Genomic DNA, 22,897 nt, shown 5'->3' on the forward strand with positions numbered 1-22,897 from the left:
CACAGCACAATGCCCTGTGAGGGGGACGTGAACAATGCTGAAACGCTCCGTTCTGACCCCCCGATAATGGGCACATGCACAATGCGCCGGACAACGACGGCCCCGCCCGCACCCCCGCTGCCGGAGGCGGCGGCGACGGCAGCGCGCCCGTTCCCCCCGAGCTGCGCACGCTGGTGCGCGACTGCCTGGACGACCTGGACGACCTGGTCGGACGCTACGTCCCGGAGGTCTCCGCGTTCGACGACTACGAGGCCGTGGTCCCGCCCGAGGACCTGCGCGAGACCGCCCGGTCCTCCTTCGAGCTGCTGCTGCGCCTGATCGGCGGCCTGCCGGTGCCCGGGGAACTGCGCGCGGTCTCGGAACGGCTGGGCCGCCGCCGCGCCCACCAGGGCATGCCGCTGGAGCCGCTGCTGCAGGCGGTGCGCATGGACTTCCGCGTGCTGTGGACCGCGTTCCTGGAACGCACCCGCCCGGAGGACCTGCCGCAGCTGACGCGCGGGGCGGTGCGGGTGTGGGAGGCGGTGGAGTTCCACACCGTGCAGGTGCACGCGGCCTACCTGGACCAGGTCGCCGTGCTGGCCCGCGAGCGGGAGCGGGAGCGGACCGCGCTCATGGGCAGGCTGCTGTCCTCGGACGGCCGCGACCAGCGCCTGGTCGCACAGGTGGCCACCCTGCTCCAGGTCAACGCGCAGTCGGACTTCGCCGTGGCGGTGGCGCCGCCGGAGTCGCAGCAGGCGCTGCGCCGGGCCGTCGCGGCGCGGTCGGCGGGCCACTCCTCCCACCTGCAGCAGCACAACGGCATGCTGGTGCTCGTGGCCAGGCTGCCGGACGGGGCGGACGCGTCCCCGCCCGCCTGGCTGGACGGCGTGGCGTGCGCCCTCGGCCCGGTCGCCCGCGGACTGGCCCGCGTCCCCGACACGGTACGGGTGGCCGAGGCGATCGCCATGACGATGGACGGCGGGACGGCGCACGGCCCGGTGACCCTGGTCGAGGCGTGGATGCCGGTGGCGGCGGCGCGGCTGGGGCCGATCGCCGGGGTGCTGGCCGACGCGGTGCTCGCCGGCCTGGGCCGGTTGTCGCCGCACGAGCGCCGGCGCCTGCTGGACACCGTGGTCGCGTACTGCGAGTCCGGGTCGGTCGCGGCGGTCACCCGTGAGCTGTACTGCCACCGCAACACGGTGCTCAACCGCCTGAGCCGGTTCACCGAGCTGACCGGCCTGCACCCCACCCGGCCGACGGAGGCGGCCGCCGTCCTGTTCGCCCTGCAGTGCGAGCGGCTCCGCAGCGGGTGACCGCCCGCCGCGGACCGGGACGGCCGGGCCGCGGCGGGCCCGGACGCCGGGAGCGTCGCCGGCCGGCCCGCACACGACGGACGAACGGGGCGGGGTGCGGTCCATGCGGACCGCACCCCGCCCCGTTCGTCCGGCCGTCGTGCCGTCAGCCGAACTGCTGCTCCAGGTCCTTGAGCTTGCGCTCCAGGGAGTCCAGACGCGGCAGCGCCTGGGTGTCGTCCTCGGCGGTGAGGTCGACGGTCACCGGATCAGCGCCGCGGCGTACCGGCTGCAGGGAGGGACGCGCGCGCACGGGCAGCGACTCCGCCGCCGATATGGCGGGCTCCGCGGCGACCACGTCGAGGTCGGAGCCGCGCTCCACCGTCGGTGTCTCCAGTTCGCGCCCGCCGCCCCGGCCCACGAAGCCGCGGTGGCCGCGGCTGATCGCCTTCAGCCGTGCCCGCTCCATCCGCTGCTGGTCGCGCCTGCGCCGGCGCTCCTCGTCCTTCTGGCGCTTGTCCTCGCGCACTTCCTCGACCGCCTCGTCGAGGCTGCGCACGCCCTCCAGCAGCATCAGCGACCAGGCCCGGTAGGTCTCCCGGGGGGCGCGCAGCCAGCGGACGATGCGGATCTGCGGCAGCGGACGCGGCACCAGGCCCTGTTCGCGCAGCGCGGCCCGGCGGGTCTGCTTCAGCGCGCGGTCGAACAGCACCGCCGCCGACAGGGACATGCCCGCGAAGAAGTGCGGGGCGCCCGCGTGTCCGGCGCCCCGGGGGGCGTGCACCCAGTTGAACCAGGCCGCGGCGAAGGCGAACGTCCACACGAGTATCCGCGAGCCGAGGGCCGCGTCACCGTGGCTGGCCTCGCGCACGGCGAGCACCGAGCAGAACATCGCCGCGCCGTCCAGGCCGAACGGGACGAGGTACTGCCAGCCGCCGGACAGGCCGAGGTTCTGTTCGCCGAAGCCGACCAGTCCGTGGAAGGAGAGCGCGGCGGCCACCGCCGCACAGCAGAACAGCAGGACGTAGGAGACGGTGCCGTAGATGGCCTCCTTGCGCCTGCGGCGCTCCTCGCTGCGCTCCCACGAGTCGTCCGCGCTCGTGTCCTTGACCGAGGAGCGCTTGCCGCGCGCCAGCACCGCCATCGCCGTCAGCATGCCCAGGAGCAGCACGGCGCCCGGAAGCAGCCAATTCAGCGATATGTCGGTCAGTCTCATCTAGGGGTCCCTTGCCTTGGGATAGGGCGTAACGCCCGCCATAGTGGACCAATCCCACGGGCTCTCAGGGGGTTTCGGGGCAAGAGGCCGCCAAGGGGGTCCAGTGGTTTCCCCAGGGCGGCGTTCTGCTCGAACTGCCGCGTGAGAGGCGGGAGTTGAGTTCGAATAAGACTACCCGTGCGGATGGTTCCGCGGAAATCTCCCGGGGAACGTGAGGGAATCGTGCATCACCCGTGACCCTGAGGTGTCCCGGCGCCCAGTGATCCTACGGGACGGCGGCGGCGCCGTTGTCCGACACGGTGTCAACTCGCCTGGGCCACCAGGCGGCCGGCGCGCTCCGTCGCGCAGGTGCGCGGGCAGGTGGCGCAGATGTCCTCGGGGCGCAGGGTGTAGAACATGCAGCAGCTGACCCGGTCCCGGGTGCGCACCGGCTCCCCGCCGGGTCCGGTCAGCCGGCGGAAGGCCGCCGCGCCGACGTACGGCTTGGTCGCGCCCGGCAGCAGCAGCTCCAGCTCGCGCAGCGCCCGCTCCTCCTCGCCGAGCAGTTGGCCGACGTACCACAGGCTCTCGACGATCTCGTCGGTCGCCATGCCCCACAGGGCCCGGCCGCGCCGCCGCATGCGCGGGCCGAAGGCGGCCAGGACGGGTTCGAGGTGGTCGGCGACCGCCGCCCGCACCTCCGCCCGCAGCGCCTCCTCGTCGGGCACCACCCGGGCGCCGGGCAGCGCGGCCGCGGGGTCGCCGGGCAGGCAGGCGAAGCCGTCCGGCCGCACGGCCATGCGGCCCACGGCGAGGCCGGGGGCGGTGCGGTCGAACGCGACGTGCGTCGCGGGGTAGCGGGGCACGCGGCGGTGCAGGAACCACGGCACGGTGATCAGCAGGCAGGCGGGCCAGGCGTAGCGGTGCAGGCCGAAGCTCGCGACCACGTCCGGCCGGGCCTGCTGCCCGTAGTCCCGCAGCACCTGGGTGTCGTCCCAGGACAGGAACGCCTCCAGGGCGGCTCCGTCCCCGGCGAGCGAGGCCGCCGCGACCCAGCCGCCGCCGCGGGGGAGCTCCTCGTCGGTGCCGAGTTCGACGACGTCCAGCGCGGGAAAGGCCTCCGCCAGACGGGCGTACGCGTTCGCGACGGCCGAACCGGGCACAGACATGCGATTCCCCTTCACGACGAGTGGGGCCGCGCCTCGGGGAGACGGGCCAATAAAGGTAAGCCTCACCTTACCGAAGTTCGCCGATATGGGAACTGGCGGCCGGTGCGCTTAAGGTTCTTGACGGACGGGCGCCAACCCGCAGTAATGACCCCAAGTACCGACACGTCCGCAGGAGGACCCCGTGAAGCAGGACACGCAGGGCTCCGGCGGGACGCAGGGAACGGACACCGGCCGGGCCGGCGAGGGCCGCTTCCGGGTGCCCGCCCAGCCCCGGCCCCGGACCGCGGAGCGGGAACGCGGCCGGCCGCGGGGCGCCGGGAGCGGGGCCGTGCGCGGTGAGCACACGCACGGCGAACCGGCCGTTCCGCTTCCCCGGCCCGCCGTCCAGCGGTCCTCCGTGCGCGGGCAGGTCCTCGCCGCCCTGCGCACCGCGCTGGTCTCGGGCGAGCTGCGGCCCGGCGAGGTGCACTCCGCGCCCGTGCTCGCCGAGCGGTTCGGCGTCTCCGCGACGCCCGTCCGGGAGGCCATGCAGCAGCTCGCGCTCGAGGGCGCGGTCGAAGTGGTGCCGAACCGCGGGTTCCGGGTGGTCGAGCGGGACGCGCGGGAGCTGGCCGAGCTGGCCGAGGTCCGGGCGCTGATCGAGGTCCCGGTGATGCTGCGGCTGGCCCGCACGGTGCCCGCCGAGCGCTGGGCCGAGTTGCGCCCCCTCGCCGAGACCACGGTCCGCGCCGCCTCCTCCGGCTGCCGGGCCACGTACGCCGAGTCCGACCGCGCCTTCCACGGCGCGGTGCTCGCCCTCGCGGGGAACGAACAGCTGGTCCGGATCGCCGAGGACCTCCACCGCCGTGCCCAGTGGCCCCTGACCGGCGCCGCCCCCGGCGCCCGCGGCCGGGCGGAGCTGGTGGCCGACGCCCATGAACACACGGCCCTGCTGGACGCGTTGATCGCGCAGGACCTCGACGTGGTGCGGGCGCTGGTGGGGGAGCACTTCACCGGGGCCGTCTGAGCGGGCGGACCGCGCGGACCGGCCGCCGGCCGCACGGACTACGCCGTCGCCGCCCCCGTGGCCGGCGGGGCCAGACGGTGGGCCAGCCAGGTGGGGACGCCGCCCAGGAGGCGGAACAGGCGGCGGGCCTCCTCGCGCAGGCGGGACGCCTCCGGCTCGGTCTCCGTGTCGGCGAGCGAGACCAGGGCCGGGGCCGTACCCACGAGATAGCCCAACTCCTCGCGGATCCGCAGGGATTCGGCGAAGCCGTGCCGGGCGTCCGCCAACTCCCCCTCACGCAGGGCGAGTCCGGCGAGATGACGCCAGGTGGCGGACAGCAGCAGCGGATCGGCGTGGGAGGCGGCGCCCGCGTGCGCCCGCCGGTACGCGGCCCGCGCCGCCTGCGGGGACCGGGTGAGGTTCTCGGCGATCAGCCCGCGCCGGAAGTCCAGCAGCGCCCGCCCCACCGCTCCCGGAGGGATCAGCGCGGCCGCCCGGCCGAGCGCGGCCCGCGCCTCGTCGGAGCGGTCGCGCACCTGGAACAGCGTGGCGGCGTAGGCCACGTAACCGCGTTCACAAGCGGCGGCGCCCCGCTCCTCGTCGGTGTGGGCCAGCGCCTCGGCCGTGCGCAGCGCGTCCTCGGCCTCCTCCCACCCCGCCTCGGTGTACAGGCACCGCTCCACCAGCAACGACGCCCGTTGCAGGGCGGCGGCCGGGGTGTCGGGGGCGAGCAGGGCGGCGGCGTCGGCCCAGCAGGCCCGGGAGCGCAGCCGCCATACCGCGGTCTGGAGGGGATCGTCACCGGCGGTCGTTCCGTTACCAGACATGGCGGTATGCGCCACGTTGCCCTCCCCGAGCACGCCATCGAGCTGTTGAGTGGTGGCCGCATCTCAGCACGAACAGCGGGGCCGGGCCAAGAGGGCGGGTGAAGGATTTCACAAAGTCGGGGGCGACGGACGCGAACGCCGGCCCGGCCGACGGCGCCCGTCCACCATCTCCCGGCGCCCACCGCCGTGTTGCGCCGTCCGCGGGGTCCCGTGCGCCGTCCGGCGCGGCGCGCCCCTCAGCTCATCCGCAGGGCCAGGAAGAAGTCCAGCTTGTCCTCCAGGCGCGACAGGTCACGGCCCGTCAGCTGCTCGATGCGGCCCACCCGGTACCGCAGCGTGTTGACGTGCAGGTGCAGCCGGGAGGCGCACCGGGTCCAGGAGCCGTCGCAGTCGAGGAACGCCTCCAGCGTCGGGATCAGCTCGGCGCGGTGCCGGCGGTCGTAGTCCCGCAGGGGGTCCAGGAGGCGGGCGGTGAAGGCGCGGCGCACGTCGTCGGGGACGAAGGGCAGCAGCAGGACGTGCGAGGCCAGTTCCTGGTGCCCGGCCGCGCAGACCCGGCCGGGCCGGGCCGCGGCCACGCGCCGCGCGTGCCGCGCCTCCTCCAGGGCCCCGCGCAGGCCCTCCGCCGAGTGCACGGCCGCGCTGACCCCGAGCGTGACCCGGCCGTCGTCCTCCAGCCCCGCGGTGAGCGGTTCCCGTACGGACTCCAGGAGCGCGTCGGCGAGGATCCCCGCCCCGGAGCCCTCGCGCTCGCCCGCCACCGCGGGCAGCGGGACGAGCGCGACCGCCTCGTCCCCGGTGTGGGCGACCGCGATGCGGTCCGACTGCTCGGGTCCGGCCGACGCCGGGTCGGCCAGGATCTCCTCCAGCAGCGCCTGGGCCACCGGGCCGCCGTCCGCCTCGCCGGCCCGGTCGACGCGGGCCACGACCACCTGCCAGTGCGGCGCGGTGCCGAGCCCGGGCAGCAGCACTGGGGCCGCCACCCGCAGCCGGGCCCCGATCTCGGTCGGCGCGGCGCCCGTCTGCACCAGTTCCAGCACCTCCTGCGCGAGCCGGCGCCGGACCGTGCGCGCCGCGTCCCGGCGCTCCTGCTCGACCGCGATCAGCTGGGTGACTCCGTGCAGCAGGTCCAGCCGCTCCCCGGTCCAGTCCGCGGCGTCCGCCTCGACCGCCAGCAGCCACTCCGACAGCACCGTCTCGCGTGCGTCCCGTACGTCCCGCGCGTCCCGTACGTCCCGTACGTCCCGTACGTCCCGTGCGGACTGCCCGACCGGCGGGCCCTGCGGTGCGCGCCGGCCGGGGCGCACCGGGAAGAGGCTGTACGTCGTCTGTCCCACCGTCACCCGGTGCGGTCCGCGCCGCCCGGTGCGGGCGGTCGCCAGGTGCTCCGCCGCGAGCCGCGCGCGCACCTCGGCGGGCAGCGTCGGCTCCCCCGCCGAGGGGCCCGCCGCCTTCGGGCCGGCGATCGGCCGGCCCGTGGGCGACAGCACCCAGGCCCGCAGGTCCAGGTCCGAGCCCAGCAGGTCGAGCACCACCTCCGGGCCACCGCCCGCCGGGCCCGAGGTCATCATCCGCCGGTGCCGGTCCACCACGGCCGCGAGGTCCCCGGCGCGCTCGCCGGACACCTGCCGGACGACGTGCTCGGTGACGGTCGCGAAGGCGACCGACTCGTGCACCTCGAACAGCGGCAGCCGGTGTCGCGCACAGGCCACGACCAGGTCGTCCGGGACGTGCCCCAGCTCCGCCGTGCCGGCCGCGACGGCGGCCACCCCGGCCTGCGCCAGTATGCGCACGAACGGCTCGGAGTCCGCGGCGTCCCGGCGCCAGGCCAGCCCCGTGAGCACCAGTTCCCCGCCCGAGAGGTAGCGGCTCGGGTCCCGCAGGTCGGTGGTCATCACCCCGCGCACCGTGCGGTCCAGCTCGTCCTCGCCGCCGAGCAGCTTCAGGCCCAGCGCGTCGGTGTCCAGCAGTGCGCGCAGCCGCATTCTCGTCGCCGCCGTTCTTCGTCTCGATGTCCAGGGGGAAACGTGGAGGGATCTTCCGGCGAGGGCCCGGTGGGTGGCCGATCCGCGGTGCCGGCCGTCCCCTGCGCCGTGTCCTCCGTTTCCGGAGGAGGCCGGGGGAGGTGACGGATGGCCTCCATTCATACGAATCTACAAGATGGCCTCGCTGGCCAGCCAACTCCTTCATGGCTTCCGTGACTGACCCCGGTGGAGTACAGGGCGGTGTACTGAGCCCAATCCGTGTAAATCCCCCATGAGCGGGCCCGGCCCGCCGTACACGGATCGGCTCGACCCGTACGTCCCACGATCCGTACGCTCCACGAGACGAAGAAGAGAGCCGGTCATGGACTTCCTTCGCCCCGCCAGCTGGGAGGAGGCGCTCGCCGCGAAGGCCGAGCACCCCACCGCCGTGCCGATTGCGGGTGGCACCGACGTGATGGTCGAGATCAACTTCGACCGCCGCCGGCCCGAGTACCTCATGGACCTGAACCGCGTCGCCGACCTCTACGACTGGGAGGTCGGCGAGGAGAGCGTACGGCTCGGCGCCTGCGTCCCGTACGCCAGGATCATGGAGCACCTGCGCGCCGAGCTGCCGGGCCTCGCCCTCGCCTCCCACACGGTCGCCTCCCCGCAGATCCGCAACCGCGGCGGTGTCGGCGGCAACCTCGGCACCGCCTCCCCGGCCGGCGACGCCCACCCGGCGCTGCTCGCCGCCGGCGCCGAGGTCGAGGCCGAGTCGGTGCGCGGAGCGCGCCGCATCCCCATCGACGACTTCTACACCGGCGTGAAGCGCAACGCGCTGGCGCCCGACGAGCTGATCCGCGCCGTCCACATCAAGAAGGCCGACGGCCCGCAGCAGTACTCCAAGGTCGGTACCCGCAACGCCATGGTCATCGCGGTGTGCGCCTTCGGCCTGGCCCTGCACCCCGGGACCCGGACGGTCCGCACCGGCATCGGCTCCGCCGCCCCCACCCCCGTCCGGGCGAGGACCGCCGAGGAGTTCCTGCGGGCGGCGCTCGACGAGGGCGGCTTCTGGGACAACGGGAAGACCATCCCCCCGTCGGTCGCCCGGCGCTTCGCGGACCTGTGCGCCGCCGCCTGCAACCCGATCGACGACGTCCGCGGCACCGCGGACTACCGCCGGCACGCGGTCGGCGTCATGGCCCGGCGCACCCTGGCCTGGACCTGGGAGTCGTACCGCGGCCCCGGCCGCGTCACCGAGGGAGCCGCGTGATGCGAATCGACTTCACCGTCAACGGACGCCCCCGGCGGGCCGACGACGTCTGGGAGGGCGAGTCCCTGCTGTACGTGCTGCGCGAGCGGCTCGGCCTGCCGGGTTCCAAGAACGCCTGCGAACAGGGCGAGTGCGGCTCCTGCACGGTCCGCCTGGACGGCGTGCCGGTGTGCTCCTGTCTCGTCGCGGCCGGTCAGGCCGAGGGCCGCGAGGTCGTCACCGTGGAGGGCCTGGCGCACTACGCCGGGCAGCGCTCCGGCGGGACCGGAGCCCGCGGCACCTCCCCGGACGAGGCCGTGGGACGGACCGCCGGGGGCACCGGCCCGCAGACCGGCGAGGGCACCGAACCGGCCCCCGTCCAGCAGGCGTTCATCGACGCCGGCGCCGTCCAGTGCGGCTTCTGCACGCCCGGTCTGCTGATCGCCGCCGACGCGCTGCTGGAGCGCAACCCCGACCCGACCGACGCGGACATCCGCGAGGCCCTGTCGGGCAACCTGTGCCGCTGCACCGGCTACGAGAAGATCATGGACGCGGTCCGCCTGGCGGCCGCCCGCCGGTCCGAGGGGGTCTGAGCATGCGGTCCTCCGAGCCCTCCGCCGCGTCCGGGCAGGGCGGTGCCCCCCTCGGCGTTCCCACGAAGATCACGCAAGGCTCCGGGACCAGGGGCGGCATCGGCGAGTCCACCCTCCGCCCGGACGGCGTCCTCAAGGTCACCGGTGAGTTCGCGTACGCGTCCGACCTGTGGCACGAGGACATGCTCTGGGGCCAGATCCTGCGCTCCCCGGTCGCGCACGCCGAGATCGTCTCCATCGACACCGGCGAGGCCCTCGCCGTGCCGGGCGTGTACGCCGTGATGACGTACGACGACCTGCCGGCCGACGTGAAGCACTACGGCCTGGAGATCCAGGACACCCCGGTCCTCGCGCACGGCAGGGTCCGCCACCACGGCGAGCCCGTCGCGATCGTCGCCGCCGACCACCCGGAGACCGCCCGCCGCGCCGCCGCGAAGATCGAGGTCGACTACCGCGAGCTGCCCGTGGTCACCGACGAGGCCTCCGCCCTCGCCCCCGACGCGGTCCTCGTCCACGAGGACCGCACCGACCACCACAGCCGCCACGTCCCCCACCCCAACATCGTCCACCGCCAGCCCATCGTGCGCGGCGACGTGGCCGGGGCCCGGCGGCGCGCGGACGTGATCGTCGAGGGCGAGTACACCTTCGGCATGCAGGACCAGGCCTTCCTCGGCCCCGAGTCCGGTCTCGCGGTCCCCGAGGAGGACGGCGGCGTCCACCTCTACATCGCCACCCAGTGGCTCCACTCCGACCTGCGCCAGATCGCGCCCGTGCTCGGCCTGCCCGAGGACAAGGTGCGGATGACACTGGCCGGGGTGGGCGGGGCGTTCGGCGGGCGCGAGGACCTGTCCATGCAGATCCACGCCTGCCTGCTCGCGCTGCGCACCGGCAGGCCCGTCAAGATCGTCTACAACCGCTTCGAGTCCTTCTTCGGCCACGTCCACCGCCACCCGGCGAAGCTGCGCTACGAGCACGGGGCCACCCGCGACGGCAGGCTGACCCACGTCAAGTGCCGCATCGTCCTGGACGGCGGCGCGTACGCCTCCGCCTCCCCGGCCGTGGTCGGCAACGCCTCCTCGCTCGGCGTCGGACCGTACGTCGTCGACGACGTCGACATCGAGGCCGTCGCCCTCTACACCAACAACCCGCCCTGCGGCGCCATGCGCGGCTTCGGCGCGGTCCAGGCGTGCTTCGCCTACGAGGCGCAGATGGACAAGCTGGCGAAGGAACTCGGCCTGGACCCAGTGGAGTTCAGGCAGCTCAACGCCATGGAGCAGGGCGCGGTCATGCCCACCGGGCAGCGGGTCGACTCCCCGGCGCCGGTCGCCGAACTCCTGCGCCGCGTCAAGGCGATGCCGATGCCGCCGGAGCGCCAGTGGGAGAGCAGCGAGGGCGCCGACGTGCGCCAGCTGCCGGGCGGCCTGTCCAACACCACGCACGGCGAGGGGGTGGTGCGCGGGGTCGGCTACGCGGTCGGCATCAAGAACGTCGGCTTCTCCGAGGGCTTCGACGACTACTCCACCGCCCGCGTCCGCATGGAGGTGGCGGGCGGGGAGCCGGTCGTCACCGTGCACACCGCGATGGCGGAGGTCGGCCAGGGCGGTGTCACCGTCCACGCGCAGATCGCCCGCACCGAGCTGGGCGTCACCCGGGTGACGATCCACCCGGCCGACACACGGGTGGGCTCGGCGGGCTCGACCTCCGCGTCCCGGCAGACCTACGTCACCGGCGGCGCGGTCCGGCACGCCTGCGCGCTGGTCCGCGAGAAGGTGCTGGAGCTCGGCCGGCGCAGGTTCGGCTCGTACCACCCCGCGTGGGCGAGCGCCGAACTCCTGCTGGAGGGCGGCAAGGTCGTCACCGACGGCGGCGAGACCCTCGCCGACCTGGTGGACGTCCTCGGCGACGAGGCCGTCGAGGCCGAGGAGGAGTGGCGGCACCGGCCGACCGAGCCCTTCGACCTGCGCACCGGCCAGGGCAACGGCCACGTCCAGTACTCCTTCGCCGCGCACCGCGCCGTCGTCGAGGTCGACACCGAGCTCGGCCTGGTGAAGGTGATCGAGCTGGCCTGCGCCCAGGACGTCGGCAAGGCGCTCAACCCGCTGTCCGTCGTCGGCCAGATCCAGGGCGGCACCGCCCAGGGCCTGGGGATGGCGGTCATGGAGGAGATCCTCGTCGACCCGAGGACCGCGAAGGTGCGGAACCCCTCCTTCACGGACTACCTCATCCCCACCATCCTCGACACGCCGACCATCCCCGTCGACGTGCTCGAACTCGCCGACGGGCACGCGCCGTACGGGCTGCGCGGCGTGGGCGAGGCCCCCACGCTGTCCTCGACCCCGGCGGTCCTCGCGGCGATCCGCGACGCGACGGGCCTGGAGCTGAACAGGACACCGGTCCGCCCGGAACACCTCACGGGCACGGCCTGACCCGCGCGGGAGACCGGCGCCTTCGCGCGGGGCCCGGCGCCGGCCCTCCTCGTCCACCTCGCCCCGCCCCGGTCGGGAGCCGGACGGGCGCGCGCCGGCCCCGACCGCCCTCCACGTCACCGCAGCCGAGGAGCAGGAGAGATGCTGGAGATCGCCGAGGAGCTGGACCGGTGGGTCGGGCAGGGCCGTGACTTCGCGGTCGCCACCGTGGTGGCGGTCGACGGCAGCGCGCCCCGCCGGCCCGGTGCCGCGCTCGCGGTGGACGCCGACGGCACGGCGATCGGCTCGGTCTCCGGCGGGTGTGTGGAGGGCGCGGTGTACGGGCTGTGCGAGCAGGTGCTGCGGGACGGCGGAACCCTGCTGGAACGCTTCGGGCACAGCGACGACGACGCCTTCGCCACGGGTCTGACCTGCGGCGGCGCCATCGACGTGCTGGTCGCGCCGGTGCGGGCGGCGGACCCCGCCCGCCCGGTGCTCGCGTCCGCGCTGGGCGCCGTCGCGCGGGGGGAGGCGGCGGCCCTGGCCCGGATCGTGAGCGGCCCGGCGGAGCTGAGGGGCCGCGCGCTCCTGGTCCGCCCGGACGGCTCGTACGAGGGCGGCTTCGGCGCCCACCCGGAACTGGACCGCACGGTGGCGGCCGAGGCCGGCGCGCTGCTGGAGGCGGGCCGCACGGGCACGCTGGAGGTCGGTGCGCAGGGCTCCCGCTGCGGAGCGCCGCTGACGCTGCTGGTGGAGTCGTCGGTGCCGCCGCCCCGGATGATCGTCTTCGGCGCGATCGACTTCGCGTCGGCGCTGGTCCGGGTCGGCAAGTTCCTCGGCCACCACGTCACGGTGTGCGACGCGCGCCCCGTGTTCGCCACGCGGGCCCGCTTCCCCGAGGCGGACGAGATCGTCGTCGAGTGGCCGCACCGGTACCTGGAGCGGACGTCCGTGGACGCCCGCACGGTCCTGTGCGTGCTGACCCACGACGCGAAGTTCGACGTGCCGCTGCTGCGACGGGCCCTGCGCCTCCCGGTGGCCTACGTCGGCGCGATGGGGTCCCGCCGCACCCATCTGGACCGCACCGCGCGCCTGCGCGAAGCCGGGGTGGGCGACCCGGAGCTGGCCCGCCTCAGGTCGCCCATCGGCCTCGACCTGGGCGCCCGCACACCGGAGGAGACGGCCCTGTCCATCGCGGCGGAGATCGTCGCGAACCGGCGCGGCGGCAGCGGGGTCCCCCTCACCGGTGCGCACACGCCGATCCACCACGACGGCGGCCCGGCGCCCGGGGGCCGGATCGGCTCGGTGGCCTGAGCGCGCGGTGCCCCCGGGGCCGCCTCAGGATCGCTTCAGGGCCGCCTCAGGAGCCGGTTCAGCGCCCGCCCGAAGACGTGGCGGCCGGCCCGTCCCACCAGGCCGTCGAAGAGGGTGGGCACGGCGCGGACGCGGATCTCCTCCCGCCACACCACCCGGGCCCGGCCGCCCGGTCCCGGCCGCACCTCGATTTCTGCCCAGCCGGTGACGACACGGCCGCGCTTCTCCAGGCGGCACAGGCCCGGGGAATCGTCCAGCGGGGGCCGCCACACCGTCACCTCCATCGGGTCGTCGAAGGAGAGCGGGCCGAGGCCCGAACGGGCGACGACGACGGTGCCCTCGCCGGTGGGCGGGGGAGTCGTCACGGTGACCCGGGTCAGCGGGACCGCTTCGCCGTGGCGCGGCCACGCCGTGAGCCGGCGCCAGGCCTCGTCGGGGGGGAGGGGCGCCGTGCGCCGGATCTGGAAGGTGGCCACGGGGGGATCCTAAGGAGTCCGGCCCACGTCACCGCCGTCGTTCCCGTGCGGATCACCCGCTCGGGTCGCTCCCGGCGCCCGGCGGGCCGCCTCACGGACGGTAGACCGTCCCCGGCTCCGCCCTGCCGGGCGCGAAGAGCTGGGGGACCGTCACGAACACGTAGCCGCGCTTTCGCAGCGCGTCGATGATGCCGGGCACGGCGGGGACGGTCCCGTCGTAGATGTCGTGGAGCAGGATGATGCCGTCGCGGGAGGACCGGGCGAGGACGCGGCGGGTGATGAGGTCGGAGTCGGTGGTCGTGTAGTCCTTCGCGGTCACGCTCCACAGGACCTCCGCGAGGCCCAGTTCGCGGCAGATCTCGTGCACGGTGTCGTTGGTGCGGCCCTGCGGCGGGCGCACCAGGGTGGGGCGGCGGCCGGTGAGGCGCTCTATCTCCTCGTTGGGGCGCTCCAGTTCCTCGCGTATCTCCTCCGGCCCCAGTTTCGTCAGGATCCGGTGGGTCCAGGTGTGGCCGGCCACCTCGTGGCCCTCGTCGGCCATGCGCCGGACGAGCTCGGGGTACTTCTCGATGTGCCGCTCGCCCAGCAGGAAGAACGTCGCCGGGACCTGCTCCCGCTTCAGGATGTCCAGCAGCCGCGCGGAGTGCTCGCCCGGCCCCGCGTCGAAGGTGAGCGCGATGCACTTGACCTCGCGGCAGTCGGCGGTGCCGAACCGGGCCCGGACGTCGGTGGACCGGACGCTGCTGGGGGCGGTGGTCTCCACCCGTGTGCAGCCGCTCAGCGCCAGGGCGACGGCCGCGGCCGTCAGGACGCTCGCCATGACCCGGAACGAGGCCCCCGGTCTTTTCATCTTCCTGGTCGGAGAAGGCATGCCGGGACTATACATAGCGTCTATACACGCCGTGCATAGTCCGTTTCGCGTGCCCCCGGACGGGAGGGTGGGGGTGTGTGACGGTCGTCACGGGGGGTGCCCGTGCTCCCGTGTGGGGCGCCGGTGCGTGCCCCGGGCGAAGGGGTGAGGGGTCGGAGCGTGCCGTCGGCCGGTTCTCGCGGCCGGCGGCCGTGCGAGCCCTCCCACTGGGTCCGACTTGTCCCTTTCGCCCAGATTCGAAAAAGGTGCATCGATGGACGAAACATCGCATAGTGGTGCGAGTTGTCTCCAAGTGTTTGAGACAACTGCGGTGCGGCACTCGGGACCCGGAGAACGCCACCCATGTCGCAGGGACGGAGCACAGCCCCATGCGAACCCCTCGTACCAACGCCCTGTCCCACGACCCGGCCGCCGCCCTGCTCGCCGGCGGCCGGACCGTGGCCGACGCCCCGTGCGACGCCCCGGAGCGCTTCGGCCCCGCCGGCCCGTCGGCGACCGGGCGGTACGCGGTGCGCGGGTGGAGGGCGTTCGGATGACCTCGTACGCCGTCGTGGTCCCCACCCTGGTGCGGGACACCCTCGCCGACTGCCTCGCCGCGCTGGCCGCCGCGACCGGGCCGCCCCCCGCCGCGATCGTCCTCGTCGACGACCGGCCCGACCCCGACCCGGACCCCGGACCGCTGGAGCACGCGCTGAGCGTCCTCGGCGACCTGCGGACACGCACCACCGTCGTCGGCGGCGGGGGCCGCGGACCCGCCGCCGCGCGCAACGCGGGGCTGCGCACCGTCACCGAGCCCTGGGTGGCCTTCCTCGACGACGACGTCCAGGTCGGCCCGCACTGGTGCGCACAGCTCGTCCAGGACCTCGAGGAGGCGTCCCCCGACACCGCCGGCGTCCAGGGCGTCATCACCGTCCCGCTGCCCGACGGGCGCCGCCCCACCGACTGGGAACGCGGCACCGCCGGCCTCGCCCGGGCCCGCTGGATCACCGCCGACATGGCCTACCGCACCGAGGCCCTCGAGCGGGTCGGCGGCTTCGACGAGCGCTTCCCGCGCGCCTTCCGCGAGGACGCCGACCTCGCGCTGCGCCTCCTCGACGCCGGCTGGCGCATCCGCCGGGGCCGGCGCACCACCCTGCACCCCGTGCGCCCCGCCTCCCGCTGGGCGTCGGTGAGGCAGCAGCGCGGCAACGCCGACGACGCCCTGATGCGGCGCCTGCACGGACCCGACTGGTGGGACAAGGCGGTCGCGCCGCGCGGCCGGATCCGCCGGCACGCCGCGATCACCGCCGCCGGCGCGGCCGCCTGCGTCCTCGCCGCCGCCGGGCACCGCCGGGCGGCCGCCGCCTGCGCCCTCGGCTGGGCCGCGGGGACCGCGGAGTTCGCCCGCGCCCGCATCGTCCCCGGCCCGCGCACCCGCGACGAGGTGACGACCATGCTGGCCACCAGCGTGCTCATCCCGCCCGCCGCGACCTGGCACCGGATCGCCGGGGCCTGGCGTCACCGGCGTGCCCCCGCCTGGCCGGAGGCGGCCCGGTGAGCCGGGTGGGGGCGGTGCTGTTCGACCGCGACGGCACCCTCGTCCACGACGTCCCCTACAACGCGGACCCGGACCTGGTGCGCCCCGTCGAGGGCGCCCGCGAGGCGCTCGGCGCGCTGCGCGCCCGCGGCGTCCGCACCGGCGTCGTCACCAACCAGTCCGGTGTCGCCCGCGGACTGCTCACCGTCGCCGACGTCCGCCGCGTCAACCAGCGCGTCGACGCGCTCCTCGGCCCCTTCGACGTGTGGGCGGTCTGCCCGCACGGGCCCGGCGACGGCTGCCCCTGCCGCAAACCCCGGCCGGGCATGATCCTGTGGGCGGCCGGGCGGCTCCGCGCGGACCCGGCCGACTGCGTCGTCATCGGCGACATCGGCGCCGACGTCGAGGCCGCGCGCCGGGCCGGCGCCCACGGCATCCTCGTCCCCACCCCGCGGACCCGCCCCGAGGAGACGGCCGCCGCCGCACACGTGGCTCCGGACCTCGCGACCGCCGTGCGAGCGGTACTGGAGGGGCCCCCGTGGCGCCGGACGGCCGCCGCCCGGCCCCCCGGCGCGGGCGGCGGCGAAGCCGCGGACGTGACGGGGAGGCGTGCGTGAAGGCCCTCGTCACCCGCCTCGACAACTTCGGCGACGTCCTGCTCGCCGGGCCCGCCGTGCGCGCCGTCGCCGCCCGCGCCGAGACCGTCACGCTGCTGTGCGGGCCGCAGGGAGCCCCCGCCGCCCGGCTGCTGCCCGGCGTGGACGAGGTCCTCGTCTGGGACGCCCCCTGGGCCGGGTTCCAGCCGCCCGAGGTGCGCCGCGAGGAGATCGACGCACTCGTCGCCGCCGTGGCCGCCGTGGAGGCCGACACCGCGCTGATCCTCACCTCCTTCCACCAGTCCCCGCTGCCCGCCGCCCTGCTGCTGCGTCTGGCCGGGGTCCGCTTCCTCGCCGCCGACAGCGAGGACTACCCGGGCTCCCTCCTCGACGTGCGCCACCACCGCGCCCCGCACGCCCACGAGGTGGAGGCCGCGCTCGACCTCGCCGAGGCCGCCGGTTTCCCCCGGACCGACGACGGACGGCTGCGGGTGCTCCCGCCGCCCCCGGCGGGCGGACTGACCGGCCCGCCCGGGTACGTCGTCGTCCACCCGGGCGCCAGCGTGCCCGCCCGCGCCTGGAGCCCCGAGCGGTGCGCGCAGGCGGTGCGCGCACTCGCCGCCGCCGGACACCGGGTGGTGGTCACCGGCGGCGCGGGGGAGCGGGAGCTGACCGCGTACGTCGCCGGCGACCGGGGCCTCGACCTCGGCGGCCGGACCGACGCCGCCGAACTCGCCGGAGTGCTCGCCGGGGCCGCCTGCGCCGTCACCGGCAACACCGGCCCCGCGCATCTCGCCGCCGCCGTCGGCACCCCGGTGGTGTCCCTGTTCGCGCCGGTCGTCCCGGCCGAGCGGTGGCGGCCGTACGGCGTGCCGTACGTGCTGCTCGGCGACCAGCGGGCGCCGTGCGCCGGCACCAGGGCCCGGCAGTGCCCCGTGCCCGGCCACCCGTGTCTGGACGACGTGACCGCGCTCGACGTCGTCGCCGCCGTCGGCAAGCTCGTGGAGGTGGCATGAGGATCCTGCTCTGGCATGTGCACGGGTCGTGGACCACGGCCTTCGTGCGGGGCCCGCACACCTGCGTCGTCCCCGTCACCCCGGACCGCGGACCCGACGGGCTGGGCCGCGCCCGCACCTTCGACTGGCCCGACTCGGTCGTCGAGGTGCCCCCGGAGCGCCTGCGCGACGAGGACATCGACGTCGTGGTGCTGCAACGGCCGCACGAACTCGCCCTGGTCGACCGGTGGCTGGGCCGCCGCCCGCCCCTGGTCTACCTGGAGCACAACGCCCCGCACGGGGACGTGCCCGACACCCGCCACCCGGCCGCGGACATCCCCGGCGCCACCCTCGTCCACGTCACCCACTTCAACCGCCTGATGTGGGACGCCGGTCCGGCCCCGGCCACCGTCATCGAGCACGGCATCGTCGACCCCGGCCCCCTGTGGACCGGCGAGCTGCCGCGCGCCGCCGTCGTCGTCAACGAACCGGTGCGGCGCGGCCGTACCACCGGCACCGACCTGCTGCCGGTCTTCGCCGGGGCGGCGCCCCTCGACGTCTTCGGCATGGGCACCGAGGGCCTCGCCGGCCACCTCGGCCTGCCCGCCGGCCGCTGCCGCTCGTACGAACTGACGCAGGACCGGCTGCACGCGGAGATGGCCCGCCGGCGGGTCTACGTCCACCCCGTGCGCTGGACCTCCCTCGGCCTGTCCCTGATCGAGGCGATGCACCTGGGCATGCCCGTGGTCGCGCTCGCCACCACCGAGGTCGCCGAGGCGGTACCGCCCGGTGCCGGGGTGGTCTCCAACCGGATCGACGTCCTCGCCGAAGCCGTGCGGGACCTCGTCGCCGACCCGCCGCGCGCCCGTCTCGCCGGCGAGGCCGCGCGGGCGGCGGCGCTGGCCCGCTACGGGCTGGCCCGCTTCCTGGACGACTGGGAGCGGCTGCTGAAGGAGGTGACCCGATGAGGAGCGCCGCGGTGCCCGGACAGACGGGTCCGCTCGCCGCGCTCGGCGCCGACGCCGGTGGCCGGGACGCGTACGCGGCGCGGCCCGGCGCGGCCACCGCGCCACGGCGCACACCCGTCGTGACGCGGCGCGCGCCTTCGGCGTGCGCGGCCTTGGACACGGCGCCGGAGACCGGGAGGGGGCGGAGCGCGGACACGGGACCCGCGGACGGCCGGAGCACCGGGAGGTGACATGAACGGCAAGGCACCCCTCGTCGTGGTCGGCGACGCCCTGCTGGACCGCGACCTGACCGGCCGCGCCGAACGGCTCGCGCCCGACGCGCCCGTCCCGGTGGTCGACGACTACGGGGAGCGGCCCCGTCCCGGCGGCGCCGCGCTCACCGCGTACCTCGCCGCCCGCGACGGCCGCGAGGTCACCCTCGTCGCCGGCGTGGGCGACGATCCCGCGAGCCGGGAACTGCGGCGGCTCCTGAGGCCCTGGGTCACCCTGGTCCCGCTGCCGCTGACCGGACCGCTCCCGGAGAAGAGCCGCGTCCTGGCCGAGGACCGGCCGGTGGCCCGGCTGGACCGCGGCGACGGCCGCGCCCGCGAGGCCACCGACCGGGCCCGCGAGGCCGTCCGCGCCGCGCCCGCCGTCCTCGTCTCCGACTACGGCCGGGGCGCCGCCGACGTCCTCCGGGACGTCCTGACCGCCCGCCCGCCGCTGCTCTGGGACCCCCATCCGCGCGGCGGCCCGCCGGTGCCCGGCACCCGGCTGGTCGTCCCGGCCGAGAAGGAGGCGCTCGCCCTCGCACCGGACGGCGCGGCCCCGCGCCGGAACCTGACCGCCGCCGCCCACGGCGCCGCCGCGCTCGTACGGCACTGGGGGGTCGCGGCCGTCGCCGTCACCCTCGGCGCACGCGGCGCCCTCCTCTCGTACGGTGAGCACCCCCTGCTGGTCCCCGCCCCCGCCGTGCACCACGGCGACAGCTGCGGCGCCGGCGACCGGTTCGCCGCGACGGCGGCCGGGCTGCTCGCCGACGGCGCGCTGGTGGGCGAGGCCGTCGAGGCCGCCGTCGCCGCCGCGACCGGCTTCGTCGGCGCGGGCGGCGCGGGCGCGCTGCCCCGGCCGGACGCCGCGCCCCCGCCGCCGGCCGACGGCGACGACCCGTTCGCCCTCGCGGACCGGGTCCGCACCGCCCACGGCACCGTCGTCGCGGCGGGCGGCTGCTTCGACCTCCTGCACGCCGGGCACGTCGGTCTGCTCCAGGCCGCCCGGGGCCTCGGCGACTGCCTGGTCGTCTGCGTCAACTCCGACGCGTCGGTACGCCGCCGCAAGGGCGCGGGCCGCCCGGTCAACCCGCTCGCCGACCGGGTCCGCGTGCTGCGCGCCCTGGCCTGCGTCGACGCCGTCGCCGTCTTCGACGAGGACACCCCCGAACGCCTCCTGGCCGGCCTGCGCCCCGACGTCTGGGTCAAGGGCGGCGACTACGCGGCCGCCGACCTCCCCGAGGCCGCCCTGCTGGAGGAGTGGGGCGGCCAGGCGGTCCTCCTGCCGTACCTGGACGGCCGCTCGTCGACCGGGATGCTGGAACGCGCGGCGGAGGCGACGCGATGACCGGACCGCGCCCCGACCACCGCACCGCCCCGCGGCCCGGCCCCGACGGCCCCGCGACCGGCGGACCGGACGCCCTCCGGCGGACGGAGACCGCGACGGGCGGGACCGCCCCGCGGCCCCGCCTCCTGGTCCTGCGGGCCCTCGGCCTCGGCGACCTGCTCGCCGGCGTCCCCGCGCTGCGGGCGCTGCGGCGGGGGTTCCCCGGGCACGAGCTGGTGCTGGCCGCGCCCGCCGGGCTCGCACCGGTGGCCGGGGCCACGGGAGCCGTGGACCGCGTGCTGCCCGCCTCCGCACCCGGACGGGCGGTGCCCCGCTCGCTCGACTGGACCGGGCCGCCCCCGGACGTCGCCGTCGACCTGCACGGCAACGGGCCGCCCAGCCACCGCCTGCTGAGCGGCCTCGCCCCCGCGCGGCTGCTCGCGTTCGCGCACCCCGGCACCCCGGAGATCGAGGGGCCGACCTGGTGCGCGGAGGAGCACGAGCGCGACCGCTGGTGCCGACTGCTCCGCTGGTACGGCGTCGACGCCGACCCCACCGACCTGCTGCTGCCCCCGCCGGACACCGCGTCCCCCGCCCCCGGCGCCGTCCTCCTGCACCCCGGCGCGGGCGCCCCCGCCCGCCGCTGGCCGGTCGAGCGGTACGCGGCCGTCGCGACCGCGCTGCGCGCACGCGGACTGCGGGTCGTGGTCACCGGGGGAGCGGACGAGGGGGACCCGGTGGCGCGGCTCGCCGAACGGGCCCGGCTCCCCGACACCGACGTCTTCGGCGGCGGTCCCCCCTTCGACCGGCTCTCCGCCCTGGTCGCCGGCGCCCGTGCCGTCGTCAGCGGCGACACCGGCATCGCCCACCTCGCCGTCGCCCACGCCGTCCCCACCGTCACCCTCTTCGGCCCGGTCCCGCCCCGCCGCTGGGGCCCGCCCGCGCACCCGCGCCACATCGCCCTGTGGTACGGCCCGGAAGGCGACCCGCACGGCCGCCGGCCCGACCCGGCGCTGCTGCGCATCACACCCGACGACGTGCTGGACGCCCTCGGCCGGCTGCCCGCCGCCCGGCGCCCGGGAGAGGAGGGCGCGCCATGACCACCCCGCCCGCGGACGGCCGCCTCGGCATCGTCATCGCCACCCGCGACCGCGCCGCCCGGCTGGCCGTCACCCTGCGCCACCTGAGCGCCCTGCCCGAGCGGCCCGAGATCCTCGTCGTGGACAACGCCTCCACCGACGGCACCCGCGCCCTGCTCGCCCGCGACTTCCCCGGGGTCCGGGTGCTGGCGCTCCCCGCCAACCACGGCGCCCTCGCCCGCAACCACGGGGCCCGCGCCCTCGACACCCCCTACGTGGCCTTCAGCGACGACGACTCCTGGTGGGCCCCCGGCGCCCTCGGCCGCGCGGCCGAGCTGTTCGACACCCACCCGCGGCTCGGTCTGATCGCCGCCCGCACCCTCGTCGGCCCGGCCGCCGACCCCGACCCGCTCAACGACGTCCTCGCCCGTTCCCCGCTCGGCCCGGCCACCGACCTCCCCGGCATCCAGGTGCTCGGCTTCCTCGCCTGCGGGGCCGTCGTCCGCCGCAGCGCCTACCTCGACGCGGGCGGCTTCCACCGGCTGCTGTTCTTCGGCGGCGAGGAGACCCTGCTCGCCTACGACCTGGCCGCCCGCGGCTGGGGCGTCACCCACTGCCCCGACGTCGTCGCCCACCACCACCCGGACCCCGCCCCCCGCACCGGCCGCCCGGCGCTCCAGCGCCGCAACGAACTCCTCACCGCCTGGCTGCGCCGGCCCGTCCCCCACGCCCTCGCCCGCACCGGGGCCCTCGCGGCCGAGGCCCGCGGCGACGACCAGGCCCGGCGCGCGCTGCGCGAGGCCCTCGCCCGGCTGCCGGCCGCCCTGCGCGAGCGCAGGCCCCTGCCCCCGCACGTGGAACGGGCCGCCCGGATCCTGGAAGGGAAGGCCGTATGACGGACCCCCGCACGACCGTCGTCGTCATCACCCACAACCGGTGCGGCGAACTCCTGCGCACCCTCGGCCACCTCGCCGCACTCCCCGAGCAACCGCCGGTGATCGTCACCGACAACGGCTCCACGGACGGCACCGCCCGGGCGGTCGCCCGCCACCACCCGCAGGTACGGCTGCTGTGCCCCGGCCGCAACCTCGGCGCCGTCGGCCGCAACCTCGCGGTGCGCGAGATCCGTACGCCCTACGTCGCCTTCTGCGACGACGACTCCTGGTGGGCGCCCGGCTCCCTGGCCGGCGCCGCCGACCTGCTCGACCGGCACCCGGCGCTCGGCTCGGTCACGGCACGGATCGTCGTCGAGCCGGACGGCACCGACGACCCGATCGTCCGCGAGCTGCGCGACTCGCCCGTGCCCGGTCCGTCCTGGCTGCCCGGGCCGGCCCTCGGCTCGTTCCTGGCCGCCGCGACCGTCCTGCGCACCGACGCCTTCCGGGCCGCGGGCGGCTTCCACCCGAGGCTGTGGCTCGGCGGCGAGGAGGAACTGCTCGCCGCGGACCTGGCGGCCGACGGCTGGTGGCTGACCTACGCGGACCACCTGACGATCCACCACCACGCGTCCCCGGTCCGGGACTCCACGCTGCGCCGGAGGCACGGCATCCGCAACACCCTGTGGTTCACCTGGTTGCGCCGCCCGGCCGGACCCGCGCTGCGCCGCACCCTGGACCTGGCCCGCACGGTCCCGCGCGACACCACCTCGCTGCGCGCCTTCGCCGAGGCGGCGGCCGCCCTGCCCTGGGTCCTGCGCGAACGCCGCGTCCTGCCGCACGAGGTCGAGTCCCGGCTGCGCCTGCTGGAACCGGCCCAGCGCACCTCCACGGCCCGCCGCTACACGGGCTGACACGCCGCACGCCGACGGGGCCCGCCCACCGCACCGGCGCGGGCCCCGTGAGCGACC

The 22,897-nt window shown here is 76.3% G+C and carries 21 protein-coding genes; 15 read left to right on the plus strand and 6 right to left on the minus strand.

Translation table 11 applies throughout. The annotated features are described in order from the left end of the window. The first annotated feature begins 74 nt into the window (after window positions 1–74). Entirely contained in the window at window positions 75–1,292 is a 1,218-nt protein-coding gene (locus CP969_RS29780) for a PucR family transcriptional regulator (protein WP_016824088.1), read from the plus strand. A gap of 145 nt (window positions 1,293–1,437) precedes the next feature. Here CP969_RS29780 and CP969_RS29785 read toward each other — a convergent pair whose 3' ends face one another. Further along, window positions 1,438–2,487, minus strand: coding sequence for a DUF2637 domain-containing protein (locus CP969_RS29785; RefSeq protein ID WP_004981690.1), 1,050 nt, complete (start codon window positions 2,485–2,487; stop codon window positions 1,438–1,440). A 302-nt stretch (window positions 2,488–2,789) separates the two neighbouring features. Further along, window positions 2,790–3,635, minus strand: coding sequence for a (2Fe-2S)-binding protein (locus CP969_RS29790; protein ID WP_004981687.1), 846 nt, complete (start codon window positions 3,633–3,635; stop codon window positions 2,790–2,792). A 181-nt stretch (window positions 3,636–3,816) separates the two neighbouring features. Here CP969_RS29790 and CP969_RS29795 point away from each other — a divergent pair, with 181 nt between their 5' ends. Further along, complete coding sequence (locus CP969_RS29795) at window positions 3,817–4,641, plus strand: GntR family transcriptional regulator (protein WP_016824086.1); 825 nt, start codon at window positions 3,817–3,819, stop codon at window positions 4,639–4,641. Between the two features lie 38 nt (window positions 4,642–4,679). Here CP969_RS29795 and CP969_RS29800 read toward each other — a convergent pair whose 3' ends face one another. Further along, the gene (locus CP969_RS29800; RefSeq protein ID WP_016824085.1) at window positions 4,680–5,447 is read right to left on the minus strand and encodes a hypothetical protein; all 768 of its coding nucleotides are present in this window, start codon (window positions 5,445–5,447) and stop codon (window positions 4,680–4,682) included. A gap of 236 nt (window positions 5,448–5,683) precedes the next feature. Then, window positions 5,684–7,432 carry a PucR family transcriptional regulator gene (locus CP969_RS29805; protein ID WP_016824084.1) on the minus strand — a complete coding sequence of 583 codons (1,749 nt, stop codon included), beginning with the start codon at window positions 7,430–7,432 and terminating at the stop codon, window positions 5,684–5,686. Window positions 7,433–7,793: 361 nt separating this feature from the next. Here CP969_RS29805 and CP969_RS29815 point away from each other — a divergent pair, with 361 nt between their 5' ends. From CP969_RS29815 to CP969_RS29830, 4 genes are all read left to right on the plus strand, one after another. Continuing rightward, window positions 7,794–8,684 carry an FAD binding domain-containing protein gene (locus tag CP969_RS29815; protein ID WP_016824083.1) on the plus strand — a complete coding sequence of 297 codons (891 nt, stop codon included), beginning with the start codon at window positions 7,794–7,796 and terminating at the stop codon, window positions 8,682–8,684. After that, window positions 8,684–9,256, plus strand: coding sequence for a (2Fe-2S)-binding protein (locus CP969_RS29820; RefSeq protein WP_016824082.1), 573 nt, complete (start codon window positions 8,684–8,686; stop codon window positions 9,254–9,256). Before CP969_RS29815 ends, CP969_RS29820 begins: the two co-directional genes overlap by 1 nt. 2 nt (window positions 9,257–9,258) lie before the next feature. Beyond that, complete coding sequence (gene pucD, locus CP969_RS29825) at window positions 9,259–11,682, plus strand: xanthine dehydrogenase subunit D (RefSeq protein WP_016824081.1); 2,424 nt, start codon at window positions 9,259–9,261, stop codon at window positions 11,680–11,682. A 141-nt stretch (window positions 11,683–11,823) separates the two neighbouring features. After that, window positions 11,824–12,975 (plus strand): XdhC family protein, encoded by a 1,152-nt coding sequence (locus CP969_RS29830; RefSeq protein ID WP_016824080.1) that lies wholly within the window; start codon window positions 11,824–11,826, stop codon window positions 12,973–12,975. 35 nt (window positions 12,976–13,010) lie between these two features. On the opposite strand, the gene CP969_RS29835 is transcribed toward CP969_RS29830, so the two are convergent. After that, window positions 13,011–13,451: an SRPBCC family protein gene (locus tag CP969_RS29835; protein ID WP_004981667.1), complete on the minus strand. Its 441-nt coding sequence runs from the start codon at window positions 13,449–13,451 to the stop codon at window positions 13,011–13,013. A 91-nt stretch (window positions 13,452–13,542) separates the two neighbouring features. Continuing rightward, entirely contained in the window at window positions 13,543–14,301 is a 759-nt protein-coding gene (locus CP969_RS29840; protein ID WP_026084777.1) for a polysaccharide deacetylase family protein, read from the minus strand. Between the two features lie 389 nt (window positions 14,302–14,690). On the opposite strand from CP969_RS29840, the gene CP969_RS33330 reads away from it, so the two are divergent. From CP969_RS33330 to CP969_RS29880, 9 genes are all read left to right on the plus strand, one after another. Continuing rightward, window positions 14,691–14,858: a hypothetical protein gene (locus CP969_RS33330; protein WP_016824078.1), complete on the plus strand. Its 168-nt coding sequence runs from the start codon at window positions 14,691–14,693 to the stop codon at window positions 14,856–14,858. Then, window positions 14,855–15,859 (plus strand): glycosyltransferase family 2 protein, encoded by a 1,005-nt coding sequence (locus CP969_RS29845; RefSeq protein ID WP_150474979.1) that lies wholly within the window; start codon window positions 14,855–14,857, stop codon window positions 15,857–15,859. The genes CP969_RS33330 and CP969_RS29845 overlap by 4 nt, the downstream gene beginning before the upstream one ends. Then, complete coding sequence (locus tag CP969_RS29850) at window positions 15,856–16,455, plus strand: D-glycero-alpha-D-manno-heptose-1,7-bisphosphate 7-phosphatase (RefSeq protein ID WP_150474980.1); 600 nt, start codon at window positions 15,856–15,858, stop codon at window positions 16,453–16,455. Before CP969_RS29845 ends, CP969_RS29850 begins: the two co-directional genes overlap by 4 nt. Beyond that, a complete protein-coding gene (locus CP969_RS29855; RefSeq protein ID WP_026084776.1) occupies window positions 16,452–17,450 on the plus strand; it encodes a glycosyltransferase family 9 protein in 999 nt (332 codons plus the stop codon). The genes CP969_RS29850 and CP969_RS29855 overlap by 4 nt, the downstream gene beginning before the upstream one ends. Then, window positions 17,447–18,397 (plus strand): glycosyltransferase, encoded by a 951-nt coding sequence (locus CP969_RS29860; RefSeq protein WP_016824075.1) that lies wholly within the window; start codon window positions 17,447–17,449, stop codon window positions 18,395–18,397. The genes CP969_RS29855 and CP969_RS29860 overlap by 4 nt, the downstream gene beginning before the upstream one ends. 231 nt (window positions 18,398–18,628) lie before the next feature. Then, a complete protein-coding gene (gene rfaE2, locus CP969_RS29865; protein WP_150474981.1) occupies window positions 18,629–19,993 on the plus strand; it encodes a D-glycero-beta-D-manno-heptose 1-phosphate adenylyltransferase in 1,365 nt (454 codons plus the stop codon). After that, the gene (locus tag CP969_RS29870; RefSeq protein WP_016824073.1) at window positions 19,990–21,072 is read left to right on the plus strand and encodes a glycosyltransferase family 9 protein; all 1,083 of its coding nucleotides are present in this window, start codon (window positions 19,990–19,992) and stop codon (window positions 21,070–21,072) included. Before rfaE2 ends, CP969_RS29870 begins: the two co-directional genes overlap by 4 nt. After that, entirely contained in the window at window positions 21,069–21,947 is an 879-nt protein-coding gene (locus CP969_RS29875; protein WP_016824072.1) for a glycosyltransferase family 2 protein, read from the plus strand. Before CP969_RS29870 ends, CP969_RS29875 begins: the two co-directional genes overlap by 4 nt. Continuing rightward, on the plus strand, window positions 21,944–22,840 hold the full coding sequence (locus tag CP969_RS29880; RefSeq protein ID WP_016824071.1) for a glycosyltransferase family 2 protein: 897 nt from the start codon (window positions 21,944–21,946) through the stop codon (window positions 22,838–22,840). Before CP969_RS29875 ends, CP969_RS29880 begins: the two co-directional genes overlap by 4 nt. The last annotated feature ends 57 nt before the right edge of the window (window positions 22,841–22,897 follow it).

Source organism: Streptomyces viridosporus T7A (assembly GCF_008704515.1).
GTDB lineage: Bacteria > Actinomycetota > Actinomycetes > Streptomycetales > Streptomycetaceae > Streptomyces > Streptomyces viridosporus.

Bases quoted from the DNA above. Each gene is read 5' to 3' on its own strand.
- CP969_RS29780 (WP_016824088.1), top strand. From the start codon at position 75: ATGCACAATGCGCCGGACAACGACGGCCCCGCCCGCACCCCCGCTGCC.
- CP969_RS29785 (WP_004981690.1), bottom strand. From the start codon at position 2,487: ATGAGACTGACCGACATATCGCTGAATTGGCTGCTTCCGGGCGCCGTG.
- CP969_RS29790 (WP_004981687.1), bottom strand. From the start codon at position 3,635: ATGTCTGTGCCCGGTTCGGCCGTCGCGAACGCGTACGCCCGTCTGGCG.
- CP969_RS29800 (WP_016824085.1), bottom strand. From the start codon at position 5,447: ATGTCTGGTAACGGAACGACCGCCGGTGACGATCCCCTCCAGACCGCG.
- CP969_RS29805 (WP_016824084.1), bottom strand. From the start codon at position 7,432: ATGCGGCTGCGCGCACTGCTGGACACCGACGCGCTGGGCCTGAAGCTG.
- CP969_RS29815 (WP_016824083.1), top strand. From the start codon at position 7,794: ATGGACTTCCTTCGCCCCGCCAGCTGGGAGGAGGCGCTCGCCGCGAAG.
- CP969_RS29820 (WP_016824082.1), top strand. From the start codon at position 8,684: ATGCGAATCGACTTCACCGTCAACGGACGCCCCCGGCGGGCCGACGAC.
- pucD (WP_016824081.1), top strand. From the start codon at position 9,259: ATGCGGTCCTCCGAGCCCTCCGCCGCGTCCGGGCAGGGCGGTGCCCCC.
- CP969_RS29830 (WP_016824080.1), top strand. From the start codon at position 11,824: ATGCTGGAGATCGCCGAGGAGCTGGACCGGTGGGTCGGGCAGGGCCGT.
- CP969_RS29840 (WP_026084777.1), bottom strand. From the start codon at position 14,301: ATGAAAAGACCGGGGGCCTCGTTCCGGGTCATGGCGAGCGTCCTGACG.
- CP969_RS33330 (WP_016824078.1), top strand. From the start codon at position 14,691: ATGCGAACCCCTCGTACCAACGCCCTGTCCCACGACCCGGCCGCCGCC.
- CP969_RS29845 (WP_150474979.1), top strand. From the start codon at position 14,855: ATGACCTCGTACGCCGTCGTGGTCCCCACCCTGGTGCGGGACACCCTC.
- CP969_RS29860 (WP_016824075.1), top strand. From the start codon at position 17,447: ATGAGGATCCTGCTCTGGCATGTGCACGGGTCGTGGACCACGGCCTTC.
- rfaE2 (WP_150474981.1), top strand. From the start codon at position 18,629: ATGAACGGCAAGGCACCCCTCGTCGTGGTCGGCGACGCCCTGCTGGAC.
- CP969_RS29870 (WP_016824073.1), top strand. From the start codon at position 19,990: ATGACCGGACCGCGCCCCGACCACCGCACCGCCCCGCGGCCCGGCCCC.
- CP969_RS29875 (WP_016824072.1), top strand. From the start codon at position 21,069: ATGACCACCCCGCCCGCGGACGGCCGCCTCGGCATCGTCATCGCCACC.
- CP969_RS29880 (WP_016824071.1), top strand. From the start codon at position 21,944: ATGACGGACCCCCGCACGACCGTCGTCGTCATCACCCACAACCGGTGC.